17 protein-coding genes are annotated in these 22,653 nt (G+C 40.2%); 10 read left to right on the plus strand and 7 right to left on the minus strand.

Features of this window, described 5'->3' with window-relative positions; translation table 11 throughout:
* Window positions 1–121: 121 nt before the first annotated feature.
* The gene (locus tag UABAM_RS03760) at window positions 122–661 is read left to right on the plus strand and encodes an HD domain-containing protein (RefSeq protein WP_151966666.1); all 540 of its coding nucleotides are present in this window, start codon (window positions 122–124) and stop codon (window positions 659–661) included.
* Here the strand turns inward: UABAM_RS03760 and UABAM_RS03765 are convergent.
* Window positions 656–2,047 carry a serine/threonine protein kinase gene (locus UABAM_RS03765; protein WP_151966667.1) on the minus strand — a complete coding sequence of 464 codons (1,392 nt, stop codon included), beginning with the start codon at window positions 2,045–2,047 and terminating at the stop codon, window positions 656–658. The genes UABAM_RS03760 and UABAM_RS03765 overlap by 6 nt on opposite strands.
* Before the next feature lie 210 nt (window positions 2,048–2,257).
* On the opposite strand from UABAM_RS03765, the gene UABAM_RS03770 reads away from it, so the two are divergent.
* From UABAM_RS03770 to UABAM_RS03795, 6 genes are all read left to right on the plus strand, one after another.
* A complete protein-coding gene (locus tag UABAM_RS03770) occupies window positions 2,258–3,940 on the plus strand; it encodes a hypothetical protein (RefSeq protein ID WP_151966668.1) in 1,683 nt (560 codons plus the stop codon).
* Window positions 3,941–3,943: 3 nt separating this feature from the next.
* A complete protein-coding gene (locus UABAM_RS03775) occupies window positions 3,944–4,684 on the plus strand; it encodes a YqjF family protein (protein ID WP_151966669.1) in 741 nt (246 codons plus the stop codon).
* On the plus strand, window positions 4,681–5,403 hold the full coding sequence (locus tag UABAM_RS03780) for a Rossmann-fold NAD(P)-binding domain-containing protein (protein WP_151966670.1): 723 nt from the start codon (window positions 4,681–4,683) through the stop codon (window positions 5,401–5,403). The genes UABAM_RS03775 and UABAM_RS03780 overlap by 4 nt, the downstream gene beginning before the upstream one ends.
* 3 nt (window positions 5,404–5,406) lie before the next feature.
* Window positions 5,407–6,396, plus strand: a complete 990-nt coding sequence (locus UABAM_RS03785; protein ID WP_151966671.1) for a sucrase ferredoxin — start codon at window positions 5,407–5,409, stop codon at window positions 6,394–6,396.
* Window positions 6,397–6,401: 5 nt separating this feature from the next.
* The gene (locus tag UABAM_RS03790) at window positions 6,402–7,157 is read left to right on the plus strand and encodes a hypothetical protein (RefSeq protein ID WP_151966672.1); all 756 of its coding nucleotides are present in this window, start codon (window positions 6,402–6,404) and stop codon (window positions 7,155–7,157) included.
* 65 nt (window positions 7,158–7,222) lie between these two features.
* On the plus strand, window positions 7,223–7,879 hold the full coding sequence (locus UABAM_RS03795) for a hypothetical protein (protein WP_151966673.1): 657 nt from the start codon (window positions 7,223–7,225) through the stop codon (window positions 7,877–7,879).
* A gap of 332 nt (window positions 7,880–8,211) precedes the next feature.
* On the opposite strand, the gene UABAM_RS03800 is transcribed toward UABAM_RS03795, so the two are convergent.
* Window positions 8,212–8,817, minus strand: a complete 606-nt coding sequence (locus UABAM_RS03800) for a hypothetical protein (RefSeq protein ID WP_151966674.1) — start codon at window positions 8,815–8,817, stop codon at window positions 8,212–8,214.
* 50 nt (window positions 8,818–8,867) lie between these two features.
* Window positions 8,868–9,428, minus strand: coding sequence for a VTT domain-containing protein (locus UABAM_RS03805; RefSeq protein WP_151966675.1), 561 nt, complete (start codon window positions 9,426–9,428; stop codon window positions 8,868–8,870).
* Between the two features lie 218 nt (window positions 9,429–9,646).
* Between UABAM_RS03805 and UABAM_RS03810 the strand changes: the two genes are divergently transcribed.
* The 3 genes from UABAM_RS03810 (at window position 9,647) to UABAM_RS03820 (ending at window position 14,932) form a co-directional block, all read left to right on the plus strand.
* Window positions 9,647–12,844, plus strand: coding sequence for a S41 family peptidase (locus UABAM_RS03810; protein ID WP_229759353.1), 3,198 nt, complete (start codon window positions 9,647–9,649; stop codon window positions 12,842–12,844).
* A 105-nt stretch (window positions 12,845–12,949) separates the two neighbouring features.
* Window positions 12,950–14,077: an SGNH/GDSL hydrolase family protein gene (locus tag UABAM_RS03815; protein WP_151966676.1), complete on the plus strand. Its 1,128-nt coding sequence runs from the start codon at window positions 12,950–12,952 to the stop codon at window positions 14,075–14,077.
* Window positions 14,078–14,146: 69 nt separating this feature from the next.
* The gene (locus UABAM_RS03820) at window positions 14,147–14,932 is read left to right on the plus strand and encodes an enoyl-CoA hydratase/isomerase family protein (RefSeq protein WP_151966677.1); all 786 of its coding nucleotides are present in this window, start codon (window positions 14,147–14,149) and stop codon (window positions 14,930–14,932) included.
* A gap of 66 nt (window positions 14,933–14,998) precedes the next feature.
* Here the strand turns inward: UABAM_RS03820 and UABAM_RS03825 are convergent, their stop codons facing one another.
* From UABAM_RS03825 to UABAM_RS33685, 4 genes are all read right to left on the minus strand, one after another.
* Window positions 14,999–16,537, minus strand: a complete 1,539-nt coding sequence (locus tag UABAM_RS03825; RefSeq protein ID WP_173013121.1) for a hypothetical protein — start codon at window positions 16,535–16,537, stop codon at window positions 14,999–15,001.
* Complete coding sequence (locus UABAM_RS03830) at window positions 16,518–17,645, minus strand: hypothetical protein (protein WP_151966679.1); 1,128 nt, start codon at window positions 17,643–17,645, stop codon at window positions 16,518–16,520. Before UABAM_RS03830 ends, UABAM_RS03825 begins: the two co-directional genes overlap by 20 nt.
* A 122-nt stretch (window positions 17,646–17,767) precedes the next feature.
* A complete protein-coding gene (locus UABAM_RS03835) occupies window positions 17,768–18,202 on the minus strand; it encodes a hypothetical protein (RefSeq protein ID WP_151966680.1) in 435 nt (144 codons plus the stop codon).
* Between the two features lie 9 nt (window positions 18,203–18,211).
* Window positions 18,212–22,645, minus strand: a complete 4,434-nt coding sequence (locus tag UABAM_RS33685) for a hypothetical protein (protein ID WP_229759354.1) — start codon at window positions 22,643–22,645, stop codon at window positions 18,212–18,214.
* Window positions 22,646–22,653 lie beyond the last annotated feature (8 nt).

Here is a 22,653-nt window from a genome sequence, read left to right on the forward strand (position 1 = left end):
TTACACATGCTGTAAACATATAATACAACACTGTTGTTTTGTTATTACTATTATATAATATTATATGTCACAGTTGTGTCACAGCTTCGTAATTTTTTAGTCACATTTTTGTTAGGATGACATGAATCCACTTAATATCATAGAGAGATACTACTCTCCGCAAACAAAAGTACACGAAATAATACTCACTCACAGCAACATGGTGATGGAAAAAGCAGTATCTGTTGCTTCAAAGTTTCCAGATGTAGATTTAGACTTCATACGCGAAGCGTCTTTACTTCATGACATCGGTATTATTTTTACCAATGCCCCAGGAATTGACTGTCACGGCAAATATCATTATTTATGTCATGGATATTTAGGACGTGAAATTTTAGAAAGAGAAGGGCTAGATGCACACGCACTTGTATGCGAGAGGCATACAGGAGTCGGCATTCGCAAAGAGGAAATTATTGCCAGTAATCTTCCTTTGCCACACCGCGATATGGTTCCGATCTCTTTGGAAGAAAAAATTATTTGCTACGCGGATAACTTTTTCTCAAAAAACATCGCGCACTTGAAAGAAGAAAAAAGCATAGAAGCGATAACAAAACATTTGGGGATACTAGGGCAAGATAAGGTCGAAACTTTTTTAAGTTGGCATCAAGAGTTTAGTTTATAACTCTTCGATCTCTTCAAAGTCATCGTCTTCGCTAAGGGTCTTTTGCCGAAGAATTTGTAGGTCAATTTCGCGTGTAGGTTTTTGAGCCAAAGAAAAAAGAGCCTTCTTTTGGTAGAGATAATCTTCTTCGCTAAGATATTTCTTTTGCGTTTCCAGTTTAGGAATTTCTTTTGTCGCTTGTTCTACAATCCACGGAAGCATATAGGAAAGTAATTTTTTACCCACAGCGTTTGTTTTTAAAAAAAATTGGTAAACCTCTTCGGCAACATCGTATTTGTGGCTGGTAAACAGTGAGAATATTTTGCGAAGTGCTAAAAATTGTAAACGTCCTACTTTCCACCATTTATGATCGTTGTATTTGCGAAAATCTTCATATGCTTCATTGAGATATGCCTGCGTATCGTGATGATTTGCTTGCGAACTCAAGTAGTACATGCATTCAGAATAAGAGAGGTCTGCAAGTAATTTTGCATAACTTTGGTATCGTCTCTCGCGTTTAGGGTGTAAATTCTTTTCGATGATTGCAATAAGGGATTTCGGAACTTTATGCAGTGTTTCGCGCAAAGCAAGCCGGTCTTTTAACGGTACACCTTTTGCTCCGGTTTCTTTTTGGCCAATAATCACCATCAATTCAGACTCATCAAAAGGGCAGGCGTAGGTCAGTAACTCGTAGCCACTCACTCCTAAAGAGTACATATCTGTACGAAAATCAATTTTTAGACCGCGGTCGCATGCTTGTACTGCCTCGTACGAAATGTAATGAACCGTTCCGCGAAAAGATGATTTAGTGGGATCGGTTATGTCCATGTTTTTGTCATCATCTTGCTCTGCAAATTTACCAATACCAAAGTCTATTAATACAGCGCGTTGTGTTTCTTCATTAAAAATCATATTTGCCGGTTTGATATCGCGGTGAATAATACCTTTTTGGTAGGCATGTTCAAGGGCACTGGCAATTTGTTTGAGAATGCTGTAAACAAGGGGAATAGACGGCACAGCTTTGGTGTAGCGTTGCTCTTTTATAATTTCGTGGAGTGTTGGTCCCTCAACATACTCTGATAGGTAGGCAAAAGAGGCGTCTTGTTCAATGACAATGGCATGAAGACTTTGAATGTTGGGATGTTGCCCCAACTCTTTGAGTATCCCCATCTCTCGCATAAATAGCTTTTCGTTTTGTTCTCTTTTTTGTGGGTTTTCATGTGGTAAAACCGATTTTTTAACGTAAAGAGAATTGTCGTCGCGTTTACGTACGAGTACAACTTCTCCCATACCTCCAGCAAAAGACTGAGAGGACTCTTCATATGCCTTGGCAAATATGGGATAGGGAAGTGTGAGAATGGTATTTTCTTGGGGCATATCTAATACTTTGCGATAGGTTTTTGACAAACAAATGTTTTCACTTTTACTCAAAGAGAGTAGGTTTCAAAACAACAGTGAGTTGTTTGAGACGGCTTTGTAGTTACAAAATAACAAAATACATAGCACAGCACAACATAAAATTTTGCCGAACGATGACAGATAGTGCAAAATTTGCTATAGTAGGGTTTTTCTGGGTTTGTTGTTCTACAACGCAGGATTTATCGATGGAGAGGATTTATGAGAAAGTACATGTTCGTTGCTTTTTGCCTTGTAACGGTGATTTACGCACAACCACGTTATGCGGTAACCCTTATTTCACTTATGCCCGAAGGTGAAGTTGATTATGAAATTCTACAACAAGATCGCCGCTCGGCATACAATGTCGTTATGAAGTATTTAAAGCCACATTGTCGTTTTTTTGATGAAGACTTGTACCGCAAACGTATTGATGATATGTACCGAAAAAATCCCGATCTAGATCCTACCGATCTACAAAATAAGTTGGCGGCACTCAGTTTGCCTACGAAATTAATTGTCGTTGTGAGTTCTAAAGTAAGTACGATTCGCGATGCACCTTTTGAACGCGTTTATCGCCACCAAGCAGAAACGACCATTAAAGTAGTGGATAAGTCGGGGTGGAGTGAAATTTACGCGCAGGTGAAGGGAAAAACTCCCAAGCTTATTTTAGAGCCTCCGCTCAACGGAAAAACTGCCGTTCACTGGCAACTCAATCGTATTTCACGCCATCGCGCAATTGAAGAAAGTATAGGACCCCTGATACCCGATCTTTTAGAGCAACTGGATATCAATAAGGAAATATTAAACGCCTTTGATTTTTTGGCGGTACGTTTGTTTGGTGACAAGAAAAATGCCATGTGGCAACTGTTGGATGCTCTTGACACAACAGAGAATGGCATTAAGATTCGCGATAAAAGATACACCACAGACCAGGGAATCGCCGCTAAGATTACTTGCAAAAATGGGATTACGGCCTTCGTTAGTGTTTTACAAAAGAAGTTCTCGGCTTACCCGCCTTTAGAAAATATGGTGTGTGATTTTGATGGACTCAGTGTGAAAACATATCCAAAAGAGGTGGACACCTCTCCGATAAAAGCGAACGAAAAGTTTACAGGAACCGTTGTTCTAACTATCGACCGAAAACACATTGTCAAACACAAACTACAGCAAAATGATGATGGCAAACAAAATCAATATATTTTAAAAGATGCTCTATGGCAGGATATGCAAACAAATTATCGCTTGTTTGATGCGGCAGAGTTATGGAAAAAGCTCAAAGATGAAAGCCAGAGAATGCAAGTATTTGCCGCAACCAACCCCACGGATTACATTGCGAAAAAAAATCATCTAGCGACACATACTGTCTATTATTGGGCAACAACAGAGTTTAAAACACAACAGCAAAAATACTGTTTTGCCAAACTTGGAATTCGCATTGTGCGCATGGTCACAGCAGAGACCGTTGCGTATTATCAATTAGATTCTGCTACGGAATTCAAACGTGGAGTAATGGTAACAAGAGACGAAGAACATGCGCGTCGTGAAGCGATTACTCAATTGGCCAAACGTGCCGTATATAAAGTAAGTCAACTGCTTGCAAAAGAAAAAAACTTTTCCGTGTACCAGCCACGCATCGCCATTGTTGCCGATAATCTCTCACAGCAGCAGCTACAAAAGCTCAAAACAATTTTGCAAGAAGTACAAGAAGATGGTTTTTTAGAAATGGCCAATAATTTTACCAGCGGAGAAGCTTTTTTAAATTGCGAAGTCAGCCCGGCGAAAGCAACTACGCAACCAAGACTGCGACAAATTTTACAAGAGTATGCGGAGGCCGACGGACTTTTGCTAAAAATACAAACGCAAGTGGGAAAATTTTTAATAACTCCCCAAGGAAACGAATAAAAAATGAGACGACCACAACTAGAGGAAAGATTACAACTTCGCCAGCGTCCACAACGCGCAAATGTGATGTATCAACGCTGGGAAAACTTGTTGTTTTTACATTGGGAATACGATGGTGAAACAATACAAAAAACCCTACCTAAGGGGCTTTACGTCGATACTTTTGATGGGCGCGCTTTTATTGGTATCGTACCTTTTTACATGAAGAACATTCGCCCGCGCTTTTTGCCTGCCGTACCTGGTATTTCTAATTTTTTAGAAATGAATTTACGTACATATGTCCATGACGGCAATGGGAATAGTGGAGTATGGTTTTACTCTTTGGATGCTAACCAGTGGCTTGCGGTAAAGTTGGCGCGCGGTTTATTTCACTTACCTTATTTTCAAGCAAAGATGCAAGCGCAAGACATCAACGGTTGCATTGACTACAATTGGAAACGCGGTGACCATGAAAGTTCGTTTGTTTATACTGCGCAGCAACCTTTACAAACAGCGGAACCCGGAACACTTGAATTTTTTTTGGTGGAGCGTTATATTTTGTTTTGTATGTACAAAAACAACCTTTATACCGGACACGTACATCACAAACCCTATCCGATCTGTCAACCGAAGTTGGATAAGTGGGGCAGTGATTTTTTGGATATCAATGGTTTTGAATGTGATCGTGCGCCTGTACATAGCCTTATGTCACCAGGAGTGGACGTAGAAGTTTTTGCTTTAGAAAAACACGGAGGTGTAAAGTGAAGGTAGCTATTTTTGGTTTAGGCTATGTGGGAAAATTTCTCTTTCCTTCTTTACAAGAGGATCACGAGACTGTGGCGTTTTCCACTAACACCCAAATAGGGCAAAGCTTTATTTTTGATGCACAAAATAGTAAGGACATTGAAAAACTGAAGCATCATAAATACGATGCCACGATCACGACTTTTCCCATCGAAAATGAAGAATTTATTTCTATGTTGTTTTCGATTTGTAATTACAATATACTTCTGGGGTCCACGGGAATATACGATCGTCGCCATTTTGACGAAGTGATCACCGAAGACAGCGAGTTGAAAAAAGAACATAAACGCTATGCAATTGAGGAATATTTTGTAGAACGTGGTGGTATTATCGTCCGTTTGTCTGGCATTTACGGGCCACAGCGAGTACCTCTAAACTGGTTACGTTCACCACGTGTAGGTTACAGCGACAAGCAACTAAATCTTATTCATCGCGATGATATTGTGGCGGCTTTAAAACTAATGCTGTGTAAACGTCCGACACAAAAAATTTACAATTTAAGTGATGGAGCGCGACATTCGTGGAAGTCGATTATCGACTTTGCACATGAAAAAAATCTTTTACAAGAAAAAATTGCGCCTATAGAAGTTAAAGAAAACTCATTTGTAGACAATACGAGATTTTGTCGTGAGTATCCACAATTACAATTCCACGATCTTTTTGAATTTTTACAAAGGTGATGTATGACTTGTTCACAAACAGCGCGGAAATTACAAGAACCGCTTATTGGTACTGCACCTGTCTATAAACACTATATTTGTATTGAAGATAAGCAGTCGCAGTGGAAACAAGGAATAACTGGTTCCGCCACGCAAAAAAAATACAATGAACGCTACGAACATCTCGACGTATTTTTTTCCTTAATCAACGGTTTAGAAAAAAAATTTGTGCGTCCAATTCTTATCGACCAGGATCGCGAAGAAGATGAACACTGTATTTTTATATACAGTTTACATGAAGGGACATACCGTTGCTACACGTACACAATAGATTCGTTAACTTCGGTATTGTCGATCTTTTGCCATTATTTATTTTACCATGTGCGTGATGTACCTGATGCAATACATTCGGTGTTAAAGCCCATTGCCGAAAAGTTCGACAAAGACCAATTCTTGTGTATGGAAGATGTCACACCGCGTATATTTGTATGTAACCATAATGTCTATGATCGTTGCTGTAGTCGTGGCAAGGTTATCCACGACGAAATTACCAGTCATGGTATTGAAAGCTGGCGTTGTAGCCACATAGGAGGCCACCGTTTTGCTGCAACGTTGGTTTCCATGCCCGAAGCGCGGTATTATGGTCAAATCGAAGTTGCTGACGTTCCGGCTTTTTTGAAATGTGCATATGTAAACAAACCTTTTCTTAAAGAAAATAAATACAGAGGCTTGGCCACTGTAAATCCCAAGTTACAAAACGCGGAACATCTCGCATGGACACGTGACACAAAAGAGGATGATACCATTAAATCGGTATGGGTGAAAGACGATGTATCGCAAGTTTATATTAAGCGCACTTATACCTCTGGCGACACGGAGTACTTTGCTGTCATGTTAAAAGAAAAGCAATCCTCGCAGCTTCGTCCAGCATCATGTAGCAAAATGGCAGAGGGAAAAGAAAAACCTTGGACATACTTTGTTGTCAAGGATTGGCAAAAGATTACTGCTGGTTAGGCGTGATGGATTTCTACAATTTTATTTATTGCGAAAAGCAGGTACAACGTTTTGTTTCGCAAATACTCTTTCCTTTAGAGGAAGACGAAGTTGTGGTGTTGTTTCTCGCAGCGCGCAAAAAATACGCTCCACAACAAGCGATCAAAAAGGAATTCCTACAACGCAAGATTGTGACAAAACGAGAATCGTTTCTTCGCAAATTGAAGCAGTTTAACTGCCAACGTGGTGCATACTTTGATGCGGAGGGAAATGATATCCGCGAAGAAGCCTGCGTTGTATACTGCACGGCAAATCCACGTAGTACCGTTGCTGCCGCGAAAAATTTGATCACTACTTTTACTGATTACTTATTTTCTCTGGCCGTAAGTAGTAGCGAGCGTAAGAAATTTACTGGTATTTATCAAAAAACACTCAGTGAGATTCAAAAATGTCGCGCACGAAAGCACTATGTCGATATAGATTTTGATGTGGTCGATAAGAATAAGGGAAAAAAATACGTGCGGGATTTTTTGCAAATCATCGCTACGAGTAAGCACCACATCATCGAAACGCGCGGAGGTTATCACATTTTAATTGAAAAACAAACGATGACAGCCGACATCGGTCGCGTGATGTACAAACAAATTGAAGCCATAAACCGTGAAGGAAAACAGATTTTTGGCGAAAAATTTGAAGTAATTATCAACCGTCAGGATATGCTTCCCATCCCCGGGACCAAACAAGGCGGATTTGCGGTGTGTATTATTGATAAACTGGAGTAAGGCTACGGACTTTTTATTGGACAAACACCAAGGAGAAGTTGGTGCAAATTTGATTGAGGATGACAATGGAAGGCTTGGATAAACAATCTTTTCTGTGGTACGAAATAGATGAATATCTACATAAAGCGCAACAGCAAGGTGCTGTCCTTGACAAAGAAAAAAAATGTTTTGTCAAAAAAAACGACGAAGGTGAAGTCGTGTTCAACCTCATTCCACCACTCATACACAAGATACAAGGTGAGCAAAATCTTGAGGAGTACCGCAGTAACTTGCAAATTGAAGAAGAAATTAGTTTTGCCATTGTTTTAGTCCAAGCGGGTGCTGCCGCCCTCGGCATATGGTGGAACGATGAGTGTACACATCACAAGGTAATTACGGCGTATATGGTACGCAAAAAACAAGGGAAAAGTCAACTAACACACCTCAATCAAAAGGGAAAATCGCGACAGGGGTCGCGAATACGACTTAATAATACCATGCGTTTTTTTGAAAACATCAATGTAAAGTTAGAAGAGTGGTACGATGATCTTGAAGCATGCGAACGTTTGTTTTTTAGCTGTACTCCACGTTTGTGGGGAGAGTTGTTTCGCAGTAAGATAGAGTGCCCCATTGATAGAGATGATGCACGCTGGTGTCGTGTGCCGATGGATATAAAAGTTCCTAACTTTAAGGAACTGCAACGCGTTGCTTTTAAGATAACTCACGGTGGAATACTGCATTAGGTTTCGACTCGAAACAGTTTTGTGGTGTTTACTTTGATGTGACTACTGTTAAATTTAGTATTTGTTTGAGATATTCTTTTTTGTGTTGATGCCCTCACAGAGGGCTATCAAGGGTAGGTATTTTGTTAAGTGTCTGTAAAGAAAAGAGATAGATGTTCTTGTACTAACAAATCCCCAGGTTGTCATCCCTGGCTTGACCAGGGATCCAGGCGTTTACAAGTCGACTTCATATTGTGGATTCCTGCTTTCGCAGGAATGACACCCTGAGGAAAATTTAGTTTGAAACAGCATCTGTTTTTTTGCGGTCTTGGTAAAAAAGACTTTGGTGTGTTTTAATTTTTGCGTATTCTTTTGATAATTTGAATGGCGGGGTGCCAATCCCACATCGATTTTGTTTTACCATCTTGGACGAAAGAAGAGGAAAACATGCGATGTTTTACACTAATTGACGTGATTTTCAAGGACTGTACAGATTTTATTTCGCCTTTGTCGACTTTGGCGTTGCCATTCTTGTCTTGCCATACACTCAGTCCCTTTAGCTCTTCACCGCTGATGGCTTTGTCGTTGTTTTTGTCCAGTACCGACAGTTTTTCAAAACCATGTTTGAATCCCCCAGCATCACCGAATAAATTCAGACCATTCATTTCACCTTTTTCGTAGCGTACCAGTAGTCCGTCGTTGGGGCCTACCCATTCCATGAATTCAGCAAAATGATCTCCGTTGATATCAAAGGTCGCTGTTTTCGATTTTGGATCGAAACGGTGAGGTAACCACTTTCCTCCCGAAGCTTGTAGTTTTTTGTCTCCATCCATGTCGAGAACCAAAGGAGTGGCATAGTGAATTTTGTCTGTCGTTTTGGTTTTTGTTTTTTGCGCCTTATTATTGTCCGCATAAAGTACGCACGAGAAAAATATTACGGCGATGGTTAGGTATTTCATATAGACCTCCTTATTGATAACAACTATCTTACAAAAACAGATATCCTGTTCTAGATAAGCCACTGTAATATACTACTGCTTCCCCAGATATACGTGGCACAAAGAATACCCTCGCCAATACCGACACCAACAAGACATTTCCATAACTTTACACGAACAATTTCTGCGGTGTAGCAAATTATGTCGGTAGGAACAAATGGGAAAAATGACCATATAATGACTACGGGGATTTCTTTGCCTTTTAATGCGACCTTGAGCTTTTCCATTTCTGTGGGAAATTTCAGACTAAAATACACGTCAAACTCTAGATATTTCCCCCAATAGTAAACAATGGTAGATGAGGTGAAAACACATAGCTGATTTACTAAAAATAGTGGCCACAGCGGTAAAAATAAAGCGCCTGCGAGAACCATGGGCGTTGACGGAATCAAAGTGAATCCTCTTAGTGTTCCCAATATAAAGTAGATTGTTAAGTTCAGTGCTGTATTGTCGGAAGACATTTTTTTTATATTCTCTGCAGTAAAAAACTGCGGATTGAAAAAATACAAACCCAATGTTCCGCAAATAAAAACTAGCCACATGTAAAAGATAATTTTTTTTCTTTTTGTCATTTAAATATTCTTAAAAATACGGTTAAGTAAAATCGATATGTGCCGTGGACCCGCACCTACCTAAATTCGTTATTGTAGTTTTTTATTGTCGTAGTTATTATATACGTCTATTTGTTTACTATTCAATAACAAAATACGGATTCTAACGCATTTAGTTATTGTGTTGTATACCGTTAGAATAAGGTTTTCATGATCTTAACCCAATAAAGGAGGTTACCTTGAAAAAGTGGTTAATACTCTTTACTGTCACCACGCTCTTTACTGTATATGCAGATGAAGCGTTATGGATGAGATATCCCGTGATCTCACCTGACGGTAAAAATATTGCTTTTTGTTATCAGGGAGATATTTACACTGTTGCTACGGAAGGTGGACAAGCCAAGCAACTTACTCGTCACACGGCATATGACTTTCAGCCGGTGTGGTCTCACGACGGACAATATCTTGCGTTTGCTTCAGATCGCTACGGTAATTTTGATGTATTCAAATTACATGTGGCTTCGGGAGAAACAACGCGCTTGACATATCATTCTTCGCGAGATTATCCATGGAGTTTCACCAATAGCGATAGCCACGTGCTTTTCTCTTCTGCACGTCTTGATTCCGTAACGAATGCGGCCTTTCCTACACGAGCTTTAAGTGAACTCTACCAAGTTCCCGTTGCAGGTGGTCGCGTACAGCAGGTACTAACAACTCCCGCAGAAAAAGCACAGTACAACAGTTCAGGTGAAAAACTGTTATACCAAGATGTGAAGGGTTTTGAAGATAAGTGGCGTAAGCACCATGTTTCTTCGATCACACGAGACATTTGGCTTTACGATGTAAAGACACAAAAACACACAAAAATTACCCAGTTCCGCGGTGAAGATCGCAATCCTATGTGGAATGACGACGATAGTTTTTTTTATCTTTCGGAACAAAGTGGTTCTATAAATATTTGGAAGCACTCCTTTAAAGAAAATAAGGCTTCGCAAATCACTAACTTTGAAAATCACCCGATTCGTTTTTTGAGTAGATCTGTCGATGGTCTACTGTGTTTTGGATACAATGGTGAGATTTATATCTTACAAGAGGGACAAAACCCGATTAAGGTAAAAGTTGAAGTCTACGGCGGTCCGCAAAAGAACGATAAAGAAACCTTGAATATCCGTGGTGGTATCACAGAAATGGCACTTTCACCAAATGGTAAGGAAATCGCTTTTATTTATCGTGGAGAGGTATTTGTCACCTCGACAAAATATGCGACAACGAAACAAATTACCAAAAGTTTTGAGCAAGAGCGTTCGGTCGACTTTAGTCCTGATGGTCGTTCTCTCATTTATGCGGGTGAAAAAAATGGAAGTTGGAATATTTACGAAGCGTCGATAAAACGCAAAGATGAAAAATATTTTTATGCGGCGACATTGATTGAAGAAAAAGCGATTGTTTCTTCGCAAGTAGAGACATTTCAACCGAGTTATTCTCCGGATGGTAAAGAAATTGCTTACCTCGAAGAACGCACGACCCTAAAAGTTTACAATATCAAAGAAAAGTTCTCTCGTAAAGTTTTGGACGGCAAGTACAATTACTCCTATGCCGATGGTGATCAGTGGTATCAATGGTCTCCGGATAGTAAGTGGTTTTTAGTTACCTTTCTCGGTAATAACCGTTGGATGGACGAAATAGGACTCGTCGCTGCTGATGGGAAATCCGAAGCGATTAATCTAACACAAAGTGGTTATAGCGATTATGCGCCAAAGTGGGCCATGAAAGGCAAAGCGATTACTTGGTTTTCCGATCGTCATGGTATGCGTTCCCATGGTAGCTGGGGAAGCCAAGACGATGTTTACGCCATGGTTTTTGATGAAGAAACTTTTGATTATCTGAAACGCAGTAAAGAAGACCAAGAACTTCTAGAAGAACTGCAAAAGGAAAAGAAAAAGGACGCCAAAGACAAGAACAAGAAAAAAGAGGATGTTCTTAAGATCAATCTCGATGGAATTGAAGATCGCAAGTTGCGGCTAACCATGCACTCTTCTGATCTGGCCGACGCTATTTGGTCCGCAGATGGAAAATCATTATTCTACCTGGCTAAATTTGAACGCGGTTACGATTTGTGGGTTCACAAAATTTTTGATTACCAAACACGCCTATTGACAAAGTTAAATGCCAATCGTGCGGGACTTGTCATGGATAGCACCGGAAACAATTTGTACCTCCTCGCCGACGGACGCATTTTTAAAGTAAACGCTGCGAGTGGACAATTGTCCTCCATTTCTTTCTCCGCAAACATGACCGTGGATCATTCGAAAGAGAGAGCATACCTTTTCGAACACGTATGGCGCCAAGTAAAGAAAAAATTCTATGTCAAAGACTTACATGGTGTCGATTGGGAGTTCTACAAAAAAGAGTACGCGAAATTCTTGCCGCACATCAACAACAAATATGATCTAGCGGAAATGTTTAGTGAACTTTTGGGAGAACTCAATGCTTCTCATACCGGATCTGGTTATATTTATCGTCCACGCAATGGCGAAAACACTGCAGCGTTGGGGGTGTTTTTTGATCATACCCATAATGGTGCAGGTTTGAAAATTGCGGAAGTGATGGATAAAAGTCCATTGAAAAAAGCCAGCTCAAAAATCAAAGCGGGAATCATTATCGAAAAAATAAACGGCCAAGAGATAAAAAGCAACGACAACTATCATAAATACCTAAATGGTTGTGTGAATAAACGTACGTTGATTCACCTCTACAATCCGAAGAAAAATGAACGTTGGGAGGAAGTTGTTCGTCCGATAAACGTACGTGCGGAAAATGAACTCGCTTATCAAAGATGGGTGAAACAGCGCCGTGCTCTAACCGAAAAATTATCTAAGGGTAAATTGGGTTATGTTCATATTCGTGGCATGAACGATGCGAGCTATCGCGAAATTTACTCCGAAATTTTAGGACGGCATAATGATAAATTGGCCATTGTTGTTGACACGCGCTTTAACGGTGGCGGATGGTTACATGACGATTTAGTCACACTGTTGAGTGGAAAAAAGTACTTCACTTTTTATCCACGTAAGCAAGACAATATGGGCGGTGAGCCTATTTTTAAGTGGAGCAAACCGTCTATTGTTGTGATGAGTGAGGGCAATTACTCTGACGCACACTTATTTCCTCTAGCGTATAAAACTTTGAAAATAGGTCGTCTTGTTGGAATGCCTGTCGCAGGAACGGGAACCGCTGTATGGTGGGAAACATTGCTCGGTGGTGATATGTTTTTTGGTATACCACAAGTTGGGATGCTCGACAACGAAGGTAACTACTTAGAAAACAACGAATTGCAACCAGATGTTCTCGTAAATAACGACCCTGGAGAGGTGGCAAAAGGTCGTGACCAACAATTGGAGAAGGCAATAGAAGAATTGTTAAAAGAAGTGGAATAGTTATGTACCTATAAGCTGACAGAGGGTTACAGACCCTCTGCGCTTATTTTGCAAGTAGCACTTTATCAGCAATTTTTACATTAAAGTTTCGATTAGGGAAATAGGATGTACCATCTGTCACCACGTAAGAAAAAAGTAATTTTTGTGACTGTTTTGTTGCTGCTGATGTTTATTTTTGTAGAAGCATGTTGCTTTTTCTTATTGCATTTTCATCATAGACGTCCATCTTTTGTGAAACTGTCTGTGGAACAAAAACAACTCATACCACTCATTGTCTCTGGGAAATCCACGCGTTTGAGGTATTCGCAAACGTTGGGATGGGAACCGCGGCCTGGTTTTTCTGATGCCACATACCAATACAACCGTCATGGAGCGAGATCACAATACGATTATACCCAAGAGTGTTCCGTAGAAAAAATGAGAGTTTTATGCTTTGGCGATTCTTACACCCATTGCGATGAGGTGGGGAATGACGAGACATGGCAATTTGAAATAACCAAACTTTTCCCACAGTATGAAATAATTAACTTTGGAGTATCTGGATATGGTTTAGATCAGGCCTATTTACGCTACGTGCAAAAAAAAGATATTTACAGAGGCGCCAAGGTTGTGGTGATCGGGTACATGACCGAGAACATCAATCGCTCAGAAAATGTTTTTCGTCCGTTTTATCAGACAAATACTAAAATACCTTTGGCAAAACCCCGTTTTCAGTTAATAAATGACGAACTCGTACTCTGCAAAAATCCGTTATCACTTGTTGATTACAACCTACTTGTCACAAAACCGCTTCCCACCTTGAGTAAACTGGGGCAGAATGATTTTTTTTATATGAATTGTTACCAACGTGGTTTGCTGGACGTTTTACCGAGTGTACGACTTTTAAAAACGCGTTGGCATACACGCCAGTTTGAGTTTTACCACTCCTCTTCTTTGGATTTGCTGTGTAGAATTTTCCAAAAATTCCATCGAGAAGTGAAAAAGTATGGAGCAATGCCTGTTATCGTTATATTTCCAAACATCTACGATATAAAGAACCTTCCACAAGGAAAGTATTACCAACCTTTGCTTTCGCGATTGGATAAGTTGCAATATAAATATATTGACATCGCCGAAGCATTTCGCGACGTAGAGAATCCCCGTAAATATTTTTTACAGGCACACTATAACAATTTGGGAAATCGAATAGTTGCTGAGGCGATCGCTAAGTTTATCGAGCGTTCTATTAAGTGACATGAACGTTTTATCTGAATATACTACAGGCTGCAAGTTAATGTTTATCGCAAAAGATTGGATTAGATTATGTCAAAACAAGTTGTAAAAATAGAAAAACAGGGGGATATCCTGGAAATCATTCTCAATCGTCCGAGCTGCTACAATGCCATGAACTTTGATTTATTTGATGGAGTTATGGAAGGTGTCGAACAAGCAAAAAATCCTGGCATTCGCGCCGTAATCATACGAGGGGAAGGAAAGTTTTTTTGCGTGGGCGGTGATATCAAAGAGTTTTCTAAAGCAATAGAAACCGGACGTGGACTTTTGGTTGAAGACCCTGAACGTTTGCATAAAATTATGTCTGGGATTCGCAGTTTACCCAAGCCGGTGATTGCAGTTGTTCATGGTGCATGTGCTGGAGCAGGTTTCAGTCTCATGCTTTGCTGTGATCTAGCAATTGCAGCAAAAAGTACACGGTTTATTATGGCCTATACAAGCATAGGTGCTTCTGCTGATGGCGGGTCTACCTATTTCTTGCCACGACATGTAGGGGTGAAGAAAGCAATGGAATTGTTTGTTACACAAGATTTACTCACCGCAAAAAAAGCACAAAAATTAGGCTTGATTAACTATGTTGTACCAAAAAGAAAATTGATACCTAAGGCACACGAAATGGCGCAAAAATTGGCATCTGGCCCCACTTTGGCGTATGCAAAAGTCAAAGAGTTATTGAATCACACATATGATAATAATCTTGGGCAACAATTAGATTTAGAAGCGCAATTTTTTGTAGATTCAACAAATACAGAAGATTTTCGCGGCGCTGTTGATGCCTTTTTAAATAAGAAAAAACCGCTATTTCGCGGAAAATAGTTGAAAATGCTTGTAGTAAAAACGACTACAGGCATTTGTTTTTGCGTTAGGGACAAATTTCCACATTTATTGCGTAATTTGATTTGCCGCAACAAATGTGTTGTCGATATCTTGCAATGGAATCTTGTGTTTACCAATAGCTAACTCACTCCACTTTTGCGCCGAAAGATTCGCTAAGTAGGAAAAAGAGCTAGTGAATTTTTTGCTGGTGTATTTGCCTACTAGGTCTCGTGCTTCTTGTTGCATATCTTCGTTACGGGGAATAAAAAGACGGACCTTTTCGCCTGCAAATTTTAAATGTAGTTCGCGGCGCGTGCGTTCGGAAAAAGCAACCGTAGTACGACGGTCGAGAAGCGGTGTTGCATAAAGTGCTGTTGCCACTGATTTGTAAGAAAATACAATGGGACATTTGGCAATATATTCCATGAGGCTTTTGAGTGTTGTGGCGAATGAATCAAGGTGTTGTAGAATCTCTACTACTTCGCTGGTAATTTGTTGATTGCTCTTCATTGGATGTTTTAATTTATGGTGATAATGTAGACTGTTTCCCAGTTTTTTCTTCTCGGGAGATTTTGCGCGTAAAATATCGTCGACAACAGGTGTATAAAAATCTAAATATTGTAGGGCGATTTCTACATTTTTCGTTTTTTGTCCGTCGCGGAACTGGGTAATAAAATTTTTATATAGAAGCAGCAATTGTTGCAAAGGCACACCACATTGGTTTTCCTGCAAGGTTGGATCGTAAGTGGCGGTGTGTTTTTGAGAAAAGCTTGTTGCATGTTGGAAAAAATTCTGTAGGTATTTGCGCATATAACCCCAAAGACTAGTATAAGTGTGACGTTTTTTACCATAGCCAGTGAAAGGCTTTTTTAGGGATTCATTCATGAATAACTGGTCGACTTTGCGTTGTAAAGCGGCGGTTTCTATTCTGAGAATGGGCGCGGCGGCCTCTTTGTCAATAAAATGCTTTAGCCGATGATTTTGTTTTATTACTTCGGCATATAAAGTATTTATATCTTCTATTTGCGGTTGGTGCTGTGGACGAAATCCTGCGGGAGGAACGAGTAGTCTACGCAGTATCATGTCATTGACATTGTCGTACTTTCGTAACATGGCAAACAATTGTTGACTGTCTTGTTCCAACATGTCATATATCATAGCGCGAAATTTTTCTACACTTAAATTCATACGTGGAGCCAAGTATTCCACCATAAACGGATGAATTACTGCTGTTGCCAAATGAATATGCCCTTGGTGTTTATAATAGGCGTCACTGTCCGCCAAAGTGACTCCACAGCGATCGCATGCATATTCTACATTGACTTTCTTTTTTTTATATTTACCGCAATAGCACGTGTATGGTTCTTTGGAATTGAAGATTCTTTCGCAGTATAAGCCGTCCTTTTCGGCGCTATTTGTACGCGGATTTATCATAAGAGGGCTGGTTACTTTTCCAAAACTTAAAGTATCGTACTGCTTTGTGGTTAATGGTATGATTTGCATGTTGCTCTCGCTGTGTACAACATCAAGACCAAGTGCCTGGCAATATTTGATGAACCATTGCAAGCTCGAAGTACAGTGGCAATTATTCATAGTACTGTTCATAGTCGTTGTACTCCTCATCGCCTTTGTGATCCTCATAGGGGTTTTGCCCTGGTACATTTTCGTAATCGTCGTCACGATCGTAGTCGTTATAGTGGTCTTCGGCGTAATCGTCGTATTCATCTTGGAATTTTTCCACCAAACACTCTTCGGCAAACAAATGCTTACTCAGATGTTGATAACCAATTAGAGCGACCATATTATGCATCTCATTTTCACTTTCTTCGATTTTGTGCTCATAGGCATATGTCTCCCTACATAACTCCAGTTCTCCTAGTGCGTATTTACCGAGATAAACGAGATCATTGAGGTTTGGAGGGCATTTTTTCTTCCCCATCATGCGTGCGATGTAGTTGACATTCTGCCCTGTTTTTTCGTTGGCCGCTGCAAAAAGGCGATAGCCGAAATTTTGCTCTAAACCAGATTTTGACGGATAGCGCCATAGGTACAGATGTTGTATGCTGTGTAGCTGGTCGACCATGGTCGAGGACGGATGAATGACAGCATGAAGATCACGTTGTTTTGGTAAAATGACGGTGCCCTCGGATATGGTGGAAATAACTCCTGTGTTTCCTTGGTTATCGCGCAAAATATCACCAATTTCCAGAGAATACATCGTATTCACACAAACGTCGGCTCTTGCTAAACTGCGAACTCTTTGGTCTGTCCAACTCAAGGGAATAGAGTTTACCGAAACCACAACACCGGGATCAGTAAACGGGTAATAAATAGAGTCGTCTTTGACATTTTCGGCACAACGTCCAAAGATAGCATGTAAAAGTTTTTCTTCCGGACTAAGTTCGAAGGGGACATCTTTGGGTTTTACGGCCCCTATGAGAGTGTCACCTTTTTTTACGGTAGTCCCTACCATTACAATACCATGCTCGTTCAAATTTTTGCTATTCGCAGGAGGCAGTACATCAGATGTAATTTCGGTCCTACCAAACATAGATTCGGTCATTTCGTATGTAAATTTATGGTTGGCGGCCGATCCGAAAAGAGGTTTACTGCACACATTTAACCATATCGCATTTTCTATTACGCGAAAAGGGGGTAAATCGCATACCAAAGTGGTTAATTTTGGTGTTGGATGAGTTTTTATAGGGATCATATTTTTGCCGTAATTAAAACGTAAGTTTGAAGTGGTATTTAGTCCTCATATTGATATTATACATTGTGGCGTTTTACTTTTTCCATAAAAAATAAAACCTGTTTATATTCCATAAAGCTAATCTATGGAAATAGTTTTGCTACCAAATCAACAAAAGGATCATCAATACCTGGGCTGTAAAAATCATAGCTTTCTTCTGCAGGAGCGTCCAGGTGACTGCCGAGTACGCGTAGAGTACCTATGAGGTTTTTACCTTGGTAAAAGTCGATAATGTATTTCGCCACGTCACCCATCTTGATTCTTTTGCCTGATCCTTCTTGGGGAATTTTTGCTAGAGTGTTTAACCACAATTGTACCGTAGCGGCATCGGTAATATCTTTAGTTTTGGGATTGGTTTCATCGGACATTTTTGCGTAGTAGGTGATGCTAATTTTATCGGTATTGGGGAAGGAAATACAATTTTCCACAGCATGATCCTCATTATTGTTGACATTGCTTGTGTCTGGATTACAGCCTGCTATCAAAAGTACTATACTCAGTAAAGCGATCATTCTCATATTACACTCCTATCCATGAAGGAATTTACGATGTAGCGTCATTGCCACTTTGTAACGGCGTACGAAGTTTTTATATTCGTCTATTTGCCTTTGTTGCTCTTGAGGCGACATTTTAATACGTTGTTTCTTGATGTATTTTTGCGCAAGTTTTCGCGTCCAACACTCCATTTCCAACTCAACGATGGGATTTATGGTTTGGCGCTCATTGTGCTTTTTGCATTCCGCGATTAAATCGCTCTTGCTCCATTTTCTGACAGAGACCAGATAATGACAGTTGCACGTCATCTGTATGATACGTTGAATTTTTTCTTGGCATTCTTCTATGCAAACTTGAATATCGTTAGGATCTTGTGGAAGGTAGCCTTGCTGTGCATTTTCCCATAAGTCTTTTTCGTAAGAGTGCAATGGAAATTTTTGCAAATGAAAAGCTCTATTTTCTTGCACTAGGCTATCTAATAGAACGCGGTACGAGACGAACATGTCGACATACATTTTTTCGATTTCGCGGCGCTCGTATTTCATACAAAACGCTATGATGAACGAATCTTTTATTGGCAATACTATTTCCATCGGATTGGGAATAAAACTTTTCAAGAAATCGACAATGCTGTTTTGGATATTTTTTTGAATTTGTTGTGCATTGACAAATGCCAAATCTCGCTTCATTTGGTCAAGATGCCCGCGTAATTCAATGACGAGTTTTAGAGCAAATGTCTGTTGTGGGGTTTCGTTGTCGTATACACTATAACCCGCAAAATAAAAAGTGCGACTCATTTGCTCACGTGCGACACTGAGATCTTCTTTGATCATGTCGATTTGTTGGTCGATATTTTTTATACTTAGGCGTTTTTGAATGGTTTTATAGTTTTTCCACGTTTCAAAAATACCGCGAACATAACTTGTCACCGCTTCGACAACGACATCACCAAAGTGGGCGAGCATGATGAAACGCAGGCCAATAAAACGTTGTATAGACTTCATGATCATTGTTGACTGTGCAACTAGGCGCTCAATAGGACCCGGGTGCCCTGCATCATCACTGAGCCATTTTTCAAACCATCTTTGTGGTAATATCTCTACATTGTCATGATATTCGAGCTGTAGTTGTTCTTTTTCTTTTTCTAAGTCCAATAGCCCCTTGGCTACTTGCTCGGGTTGTATGGCTAAGTCTTGTTTTTGAACTTGTGGTTCTGGAATTTCGGGTTGTGGTTCGATCTCTTCTCCACCAGGCATTTGTTTTCGTATGCCCAGTTCCAATTCCGGTTCGACAATCATTCCGCCAATACCACCGCCAAATTCCTGTTCTGATGGGGAAATAACCTCCGCTTTTTCTGGACGCGGTTTCATCGGAGCGGGTGGTGGAATCATGGACTTCGCCGGTGCCGCCGCAGGAGGAGGTGGTGGCGGTGGCGGTGCCGCTGCCGGAGGTGGGGCTGATGGTCGTGCACCACCAAACCCTAGTGATGGAGCGGCTGGTGCTCCAGTTGGGGGAGCCATACCACCTGCAGCGGGCATCGGTGGTTTTGGTGAAGGTTTTTTGGTTTTTTTCTTGAGAGGCGACAAGCTTCTAGGCATATCGGCTTTTAAGTAAGCAGGTTTTGCATCTAAGGTGATACCACGCTCTTGCTCCATTTCCATGAAGTCCATGGTAGGCTTTATCGGCTTTTGTTTGTTGTATACTGTGCGTTTATCTTCTAAAGTAAGTGGAGAATCTTTACCGTAGATAAATGCTTCTTCAAGGTTGTCGAAAAATGAAAAATGGGAAAGCATATCACGTATAGACGTTTGCGTACTCACCATAAGGCAGTATTCACTTGCCAGTATTGTGCTAAAGTCTTCGGTTGGGGTATCGTAGAAACGAATGACAACGAAAAAATTGATTCCGCGTGCAAAATAATCATCTAAAAGATCTAGTAGGTAATTTTGTAATTCGCGACGTGTTGCTTTGGTATGCAGATGAACAACAACAAAATCAAGGCGATTTTTTTCCCCGGGTATTTGTTGCGGATTATAAGAGTATGTTTGGTAATGTTTCAATTGTATGAATATATTTGGCAAGGTAACATCTTTTTCTTGTTGCAGAGAACCGGAAATGTTTTGCTTTTCGAATAATAAAGGCTCTTTAAAAATAGAGTAGGTAGATTCGTGCAGTTGAATCCACTTAGTTTCAGGTAAAACAGGGTAAGGAGCTTTGGCAAACATCAAAAATTGCGGAAGCAAGTCCTCAGGAGTAAAATGAGGAGGTGAATACGAAATACGCTGCGGAAGTGTCGGTTTTTCAATAAATTTTACATTAGGTAGTGGAGGAGTTTCTTGCAAAATAAGTTCTATGTCTTTTTCACTTAGCCATGCCAATGTATTTTGCGGAAGGGAGTCTTCTTGCAACAATAAGTGATAAATTTGTTGTTGCACGCTACCAACAAGAGACATGTGGTGTTTTTTTGTGGCCATGTGTGACAAAACGACAAATGCTTCACGAAGTTCCGCAGTGTGTTGCTGCAAAATATTTTCGATACTCCACATGTCATGCGAAAGAGGTAGAGTACTCAATGCCTTTATGGCTTCGCGCTGTATGTCGACATCGAGTTGTGGAATCAACTCTGCAAGTCCTGCATCATCGCGTATTAATTTTAGGTACTCCATCACATTTCGTGGGTAGGTGAGCCATTGCGATTTTTGTCGATAGAGATTTTTGCGATAAAATTCACGGTTGTGTCGTAAATTTTCTTTGATGATATCTTGGATCGGTTGCATTGCGTATTGCCAAAAGATTTCAAATGTTGCAGGGAGTTTGATTTTTATATATTGCAAATATGTGAATATTTTTTTGTCATTGTGCTGATAACTCAAATGCAGAAAGTCTTCTTTGTTTAAAACGGCATTGGTAACACCGAGAGTATACAAAATCCATGCGTCTACTTCTTCATTTCCTGAGTATCGTAGTAAAGTGCGTATGTCGGACTCCGTTAGTTGTGGTTTCAGGTGAGCCGTCGCACAAAGTACTCTGATGAAATCTTCGTTGTTCAAAGTGCGTTGGTGCAACATGACGCGCATGTTTTGCAAATACACTTCGCGCAATCCTGTCGAAGGCAAATCTAATATTCTATCACTCACAAATAAAAATAACTTCATCTCTGTGAAAGAGAGAACTTCCTGGAGAAAATTTTCTTCATGCGATGGGATTTGCACAATCCACTCGATGATCCTTGTCTTGTGAGTAGGTACCAAGGCAAAATCTGTTTGTGAGGCGAGTATGTCGGTTAAATATACATAGTGCTGAGGATGTTGAACGACTAAGTTACCTAATGTATCTAAAGTATACATTGTAATTTCTGGGTCGGCGTATGGTAAAAATTGTTGCAGAGTCGAATAGGTGACTGTGTACGTGGCACCAAGTTGTGCGATGACACTCACGAAATATTTTTGGCTTTGGTGACTGTGTTGTTTTTGGTTAAGAGCGTCACATAATACTTGAACAATAAGTTCGTCTTGTTTATTCATGCTGGCGAGTAAGCACAACAAGTTTTGCTGGAATGTTTCATCGCAATTGTTGGGAAGTTCCATAATATTTTCCAACACGACTTCTATATATTCTTCGCGAGGGTCTTGTAACGCACGGTTTAATCCCAGAGTTTTCAGGTGGAAATCATTGCAACGCAGCAATTCGACAACGCGAATATGTTCGTTGACCAAATTGTGCGGGATGACATTCGCAATTAGGTGTAGAAAAAAATCTTTGTACTGTGGAACATCAAAAATGTGATCGCTAAAAATGATCGGCCAGTCCGCAGTTTTTTCATTACGGAATAAATGATAGAGTGACAAAAAGTAACTTTCTACATCGTTGTCGGAATACAATTCTTCGATCACTTCCAAGTCATCGCTGTAGAGAAGATCTATTTTGTCTTGTAAATATTTCAGCTCTTCGTTGTGTAGTTGCGCAATTTTTGTGCGTATGCTTTGCGGAAGTGGGAAATGAAAAAAAGCCAGCCACAAAGCATACGCGGCAATAGACGTTTCGCACTCTAGCGCTTGTGCAATAAACTCTTCGCCAAAATTTCCCTTATTTTGTGCAATTTTCATCATGAGAGAAAATATATAACTCGCATGCAGGTTGTTTTGCAAAAGATGTTGGTGCCACATTTTGTTTTTGGGCAGAAGTTGCAAATAACGCAATGTGGTTTGTTGGTGACTTTCCTTTACATAGCAATTATCCGGCACTTCTAATTTCGCGTTTTCTAAGAATTGTATTGCACTGAGATAGTGTTGTGGTTTTTCTTCTAAAACAGATAACCAGCATTCTGCAAGAAAATATGCGCACGCGCTGTTTTGTGAAAAAAAGTCTATTGCGGTGGCATCTTTTGTATTGTGGGTAAAGTGAAGAAATTGTTGCCTTTTTTCTTCAAATTCCCTCAGTGACTTTACGTGAGAAAAATCTTCCATTTTTAACA

This window comes from Candidatus Uabimicrobium amorphum, from assembly GCF_009002475.1.
GTDB classification, from domain to species: Bacteria; Planctomycetota; Uabimicrobiia; order Uabimicrobiales; family Uabimicrobiaceae; genus Uabimicrobium; species Uabimicrobium amorphum.

Coding starts and splice junctions, on each gene's coding strand:
- UABAM_RS03760 (WP_151966666.1), top strand. CDS start 122: ATGAATCCACTTAATATCATAGAGAGATACTACTCTCCGCAAACAAAA.
- UABAM_RS03770 (WP_151966668.1), top strand. CDS start 2,258: ATGAGAAAGTACATGTTCGTTGCTTTTTGCCTTGTAACGGTGATTTAC.
- UABAM_RS03775 (WP_151966669.1), top strand. CDS start 3,944: ATGAGACGACCACAACTAGAGGAAAGATTACAACTTCGCCAGCGTCCA.
- UABAM_RS03785 (WP_151966671.1), top strand. CDS start 5,407: ATGACTTGTTCACAAACAGCGCGGAAATTACAAGAACCGCTTATTGGT.
- UABAM_RS03790 (WP_151966672.1), top strand. CDS start 6,402: ATGGATTTCTACAATTTTATTTATTGCGAAAAGCAGGTACAACGTTTT.
- UABAM_RS03795 (WP_151966673.1), top strand. CDS start 7,223: ATGGAAGGCTTGGATAAACAATCTTTTCTGTGGTACGAAATAGATGAA.
- UABAM_RS03800 (WP_151966674.1), bottom strand. CDS start 8,817: ATGAAATACCTAACCATCGCCGTAATATTTTTCTCGTGCGTACTTTAT.
- UABAM_RS03805 (WP_151966675.1), bottom strand. CDS start 9,428: ATGACAAAAAGAAAAAAAATTATCTTTTACATGTGGCTAGTTTTTATT.
- UABAM_RS03815 (WP_151966676.1), top strand. CDS start 12,950: ATGTACCATCTGTCACCACGTAAGAAAAAAGTAATTTTTGTGACTGTT.
- UABAM_RS03820 (WP_151966677.1), top strand. CDS start 14,147: ATGTCAAAACAAGTTGTAAAAATAGAAAAACAGGGGGATATCCTGGAA.
- UABAM_RS03825 (WP_173013121.1), bottom strand. CDS start 16,537: ATGAACAGTACTATGAATAATTGCCACTGTACTTCGAGCTTGCAATGG.
- UABAM_RS03830 (WP_151966679.1), bottom strand. CDS start 17,645: ATGATCCCTATAAAAACTCATCCAACACCAAAATTAACCACTTTGGTA.
- UABAM_RS03835 (WP_151966680.1), bottom strand. CDS start 18,202: ATGAGAATGATCGCTTTACTGAGTATAGTACTTTTGATAGCAGGCTGT.
- UABAM_RS33685 (WP_229759354.1), bottom strand. CDS start 22,645: ATGGAAGATTTTTCTCACGTAAAGTCACTGAGGGAATTTGAAGAAAAA.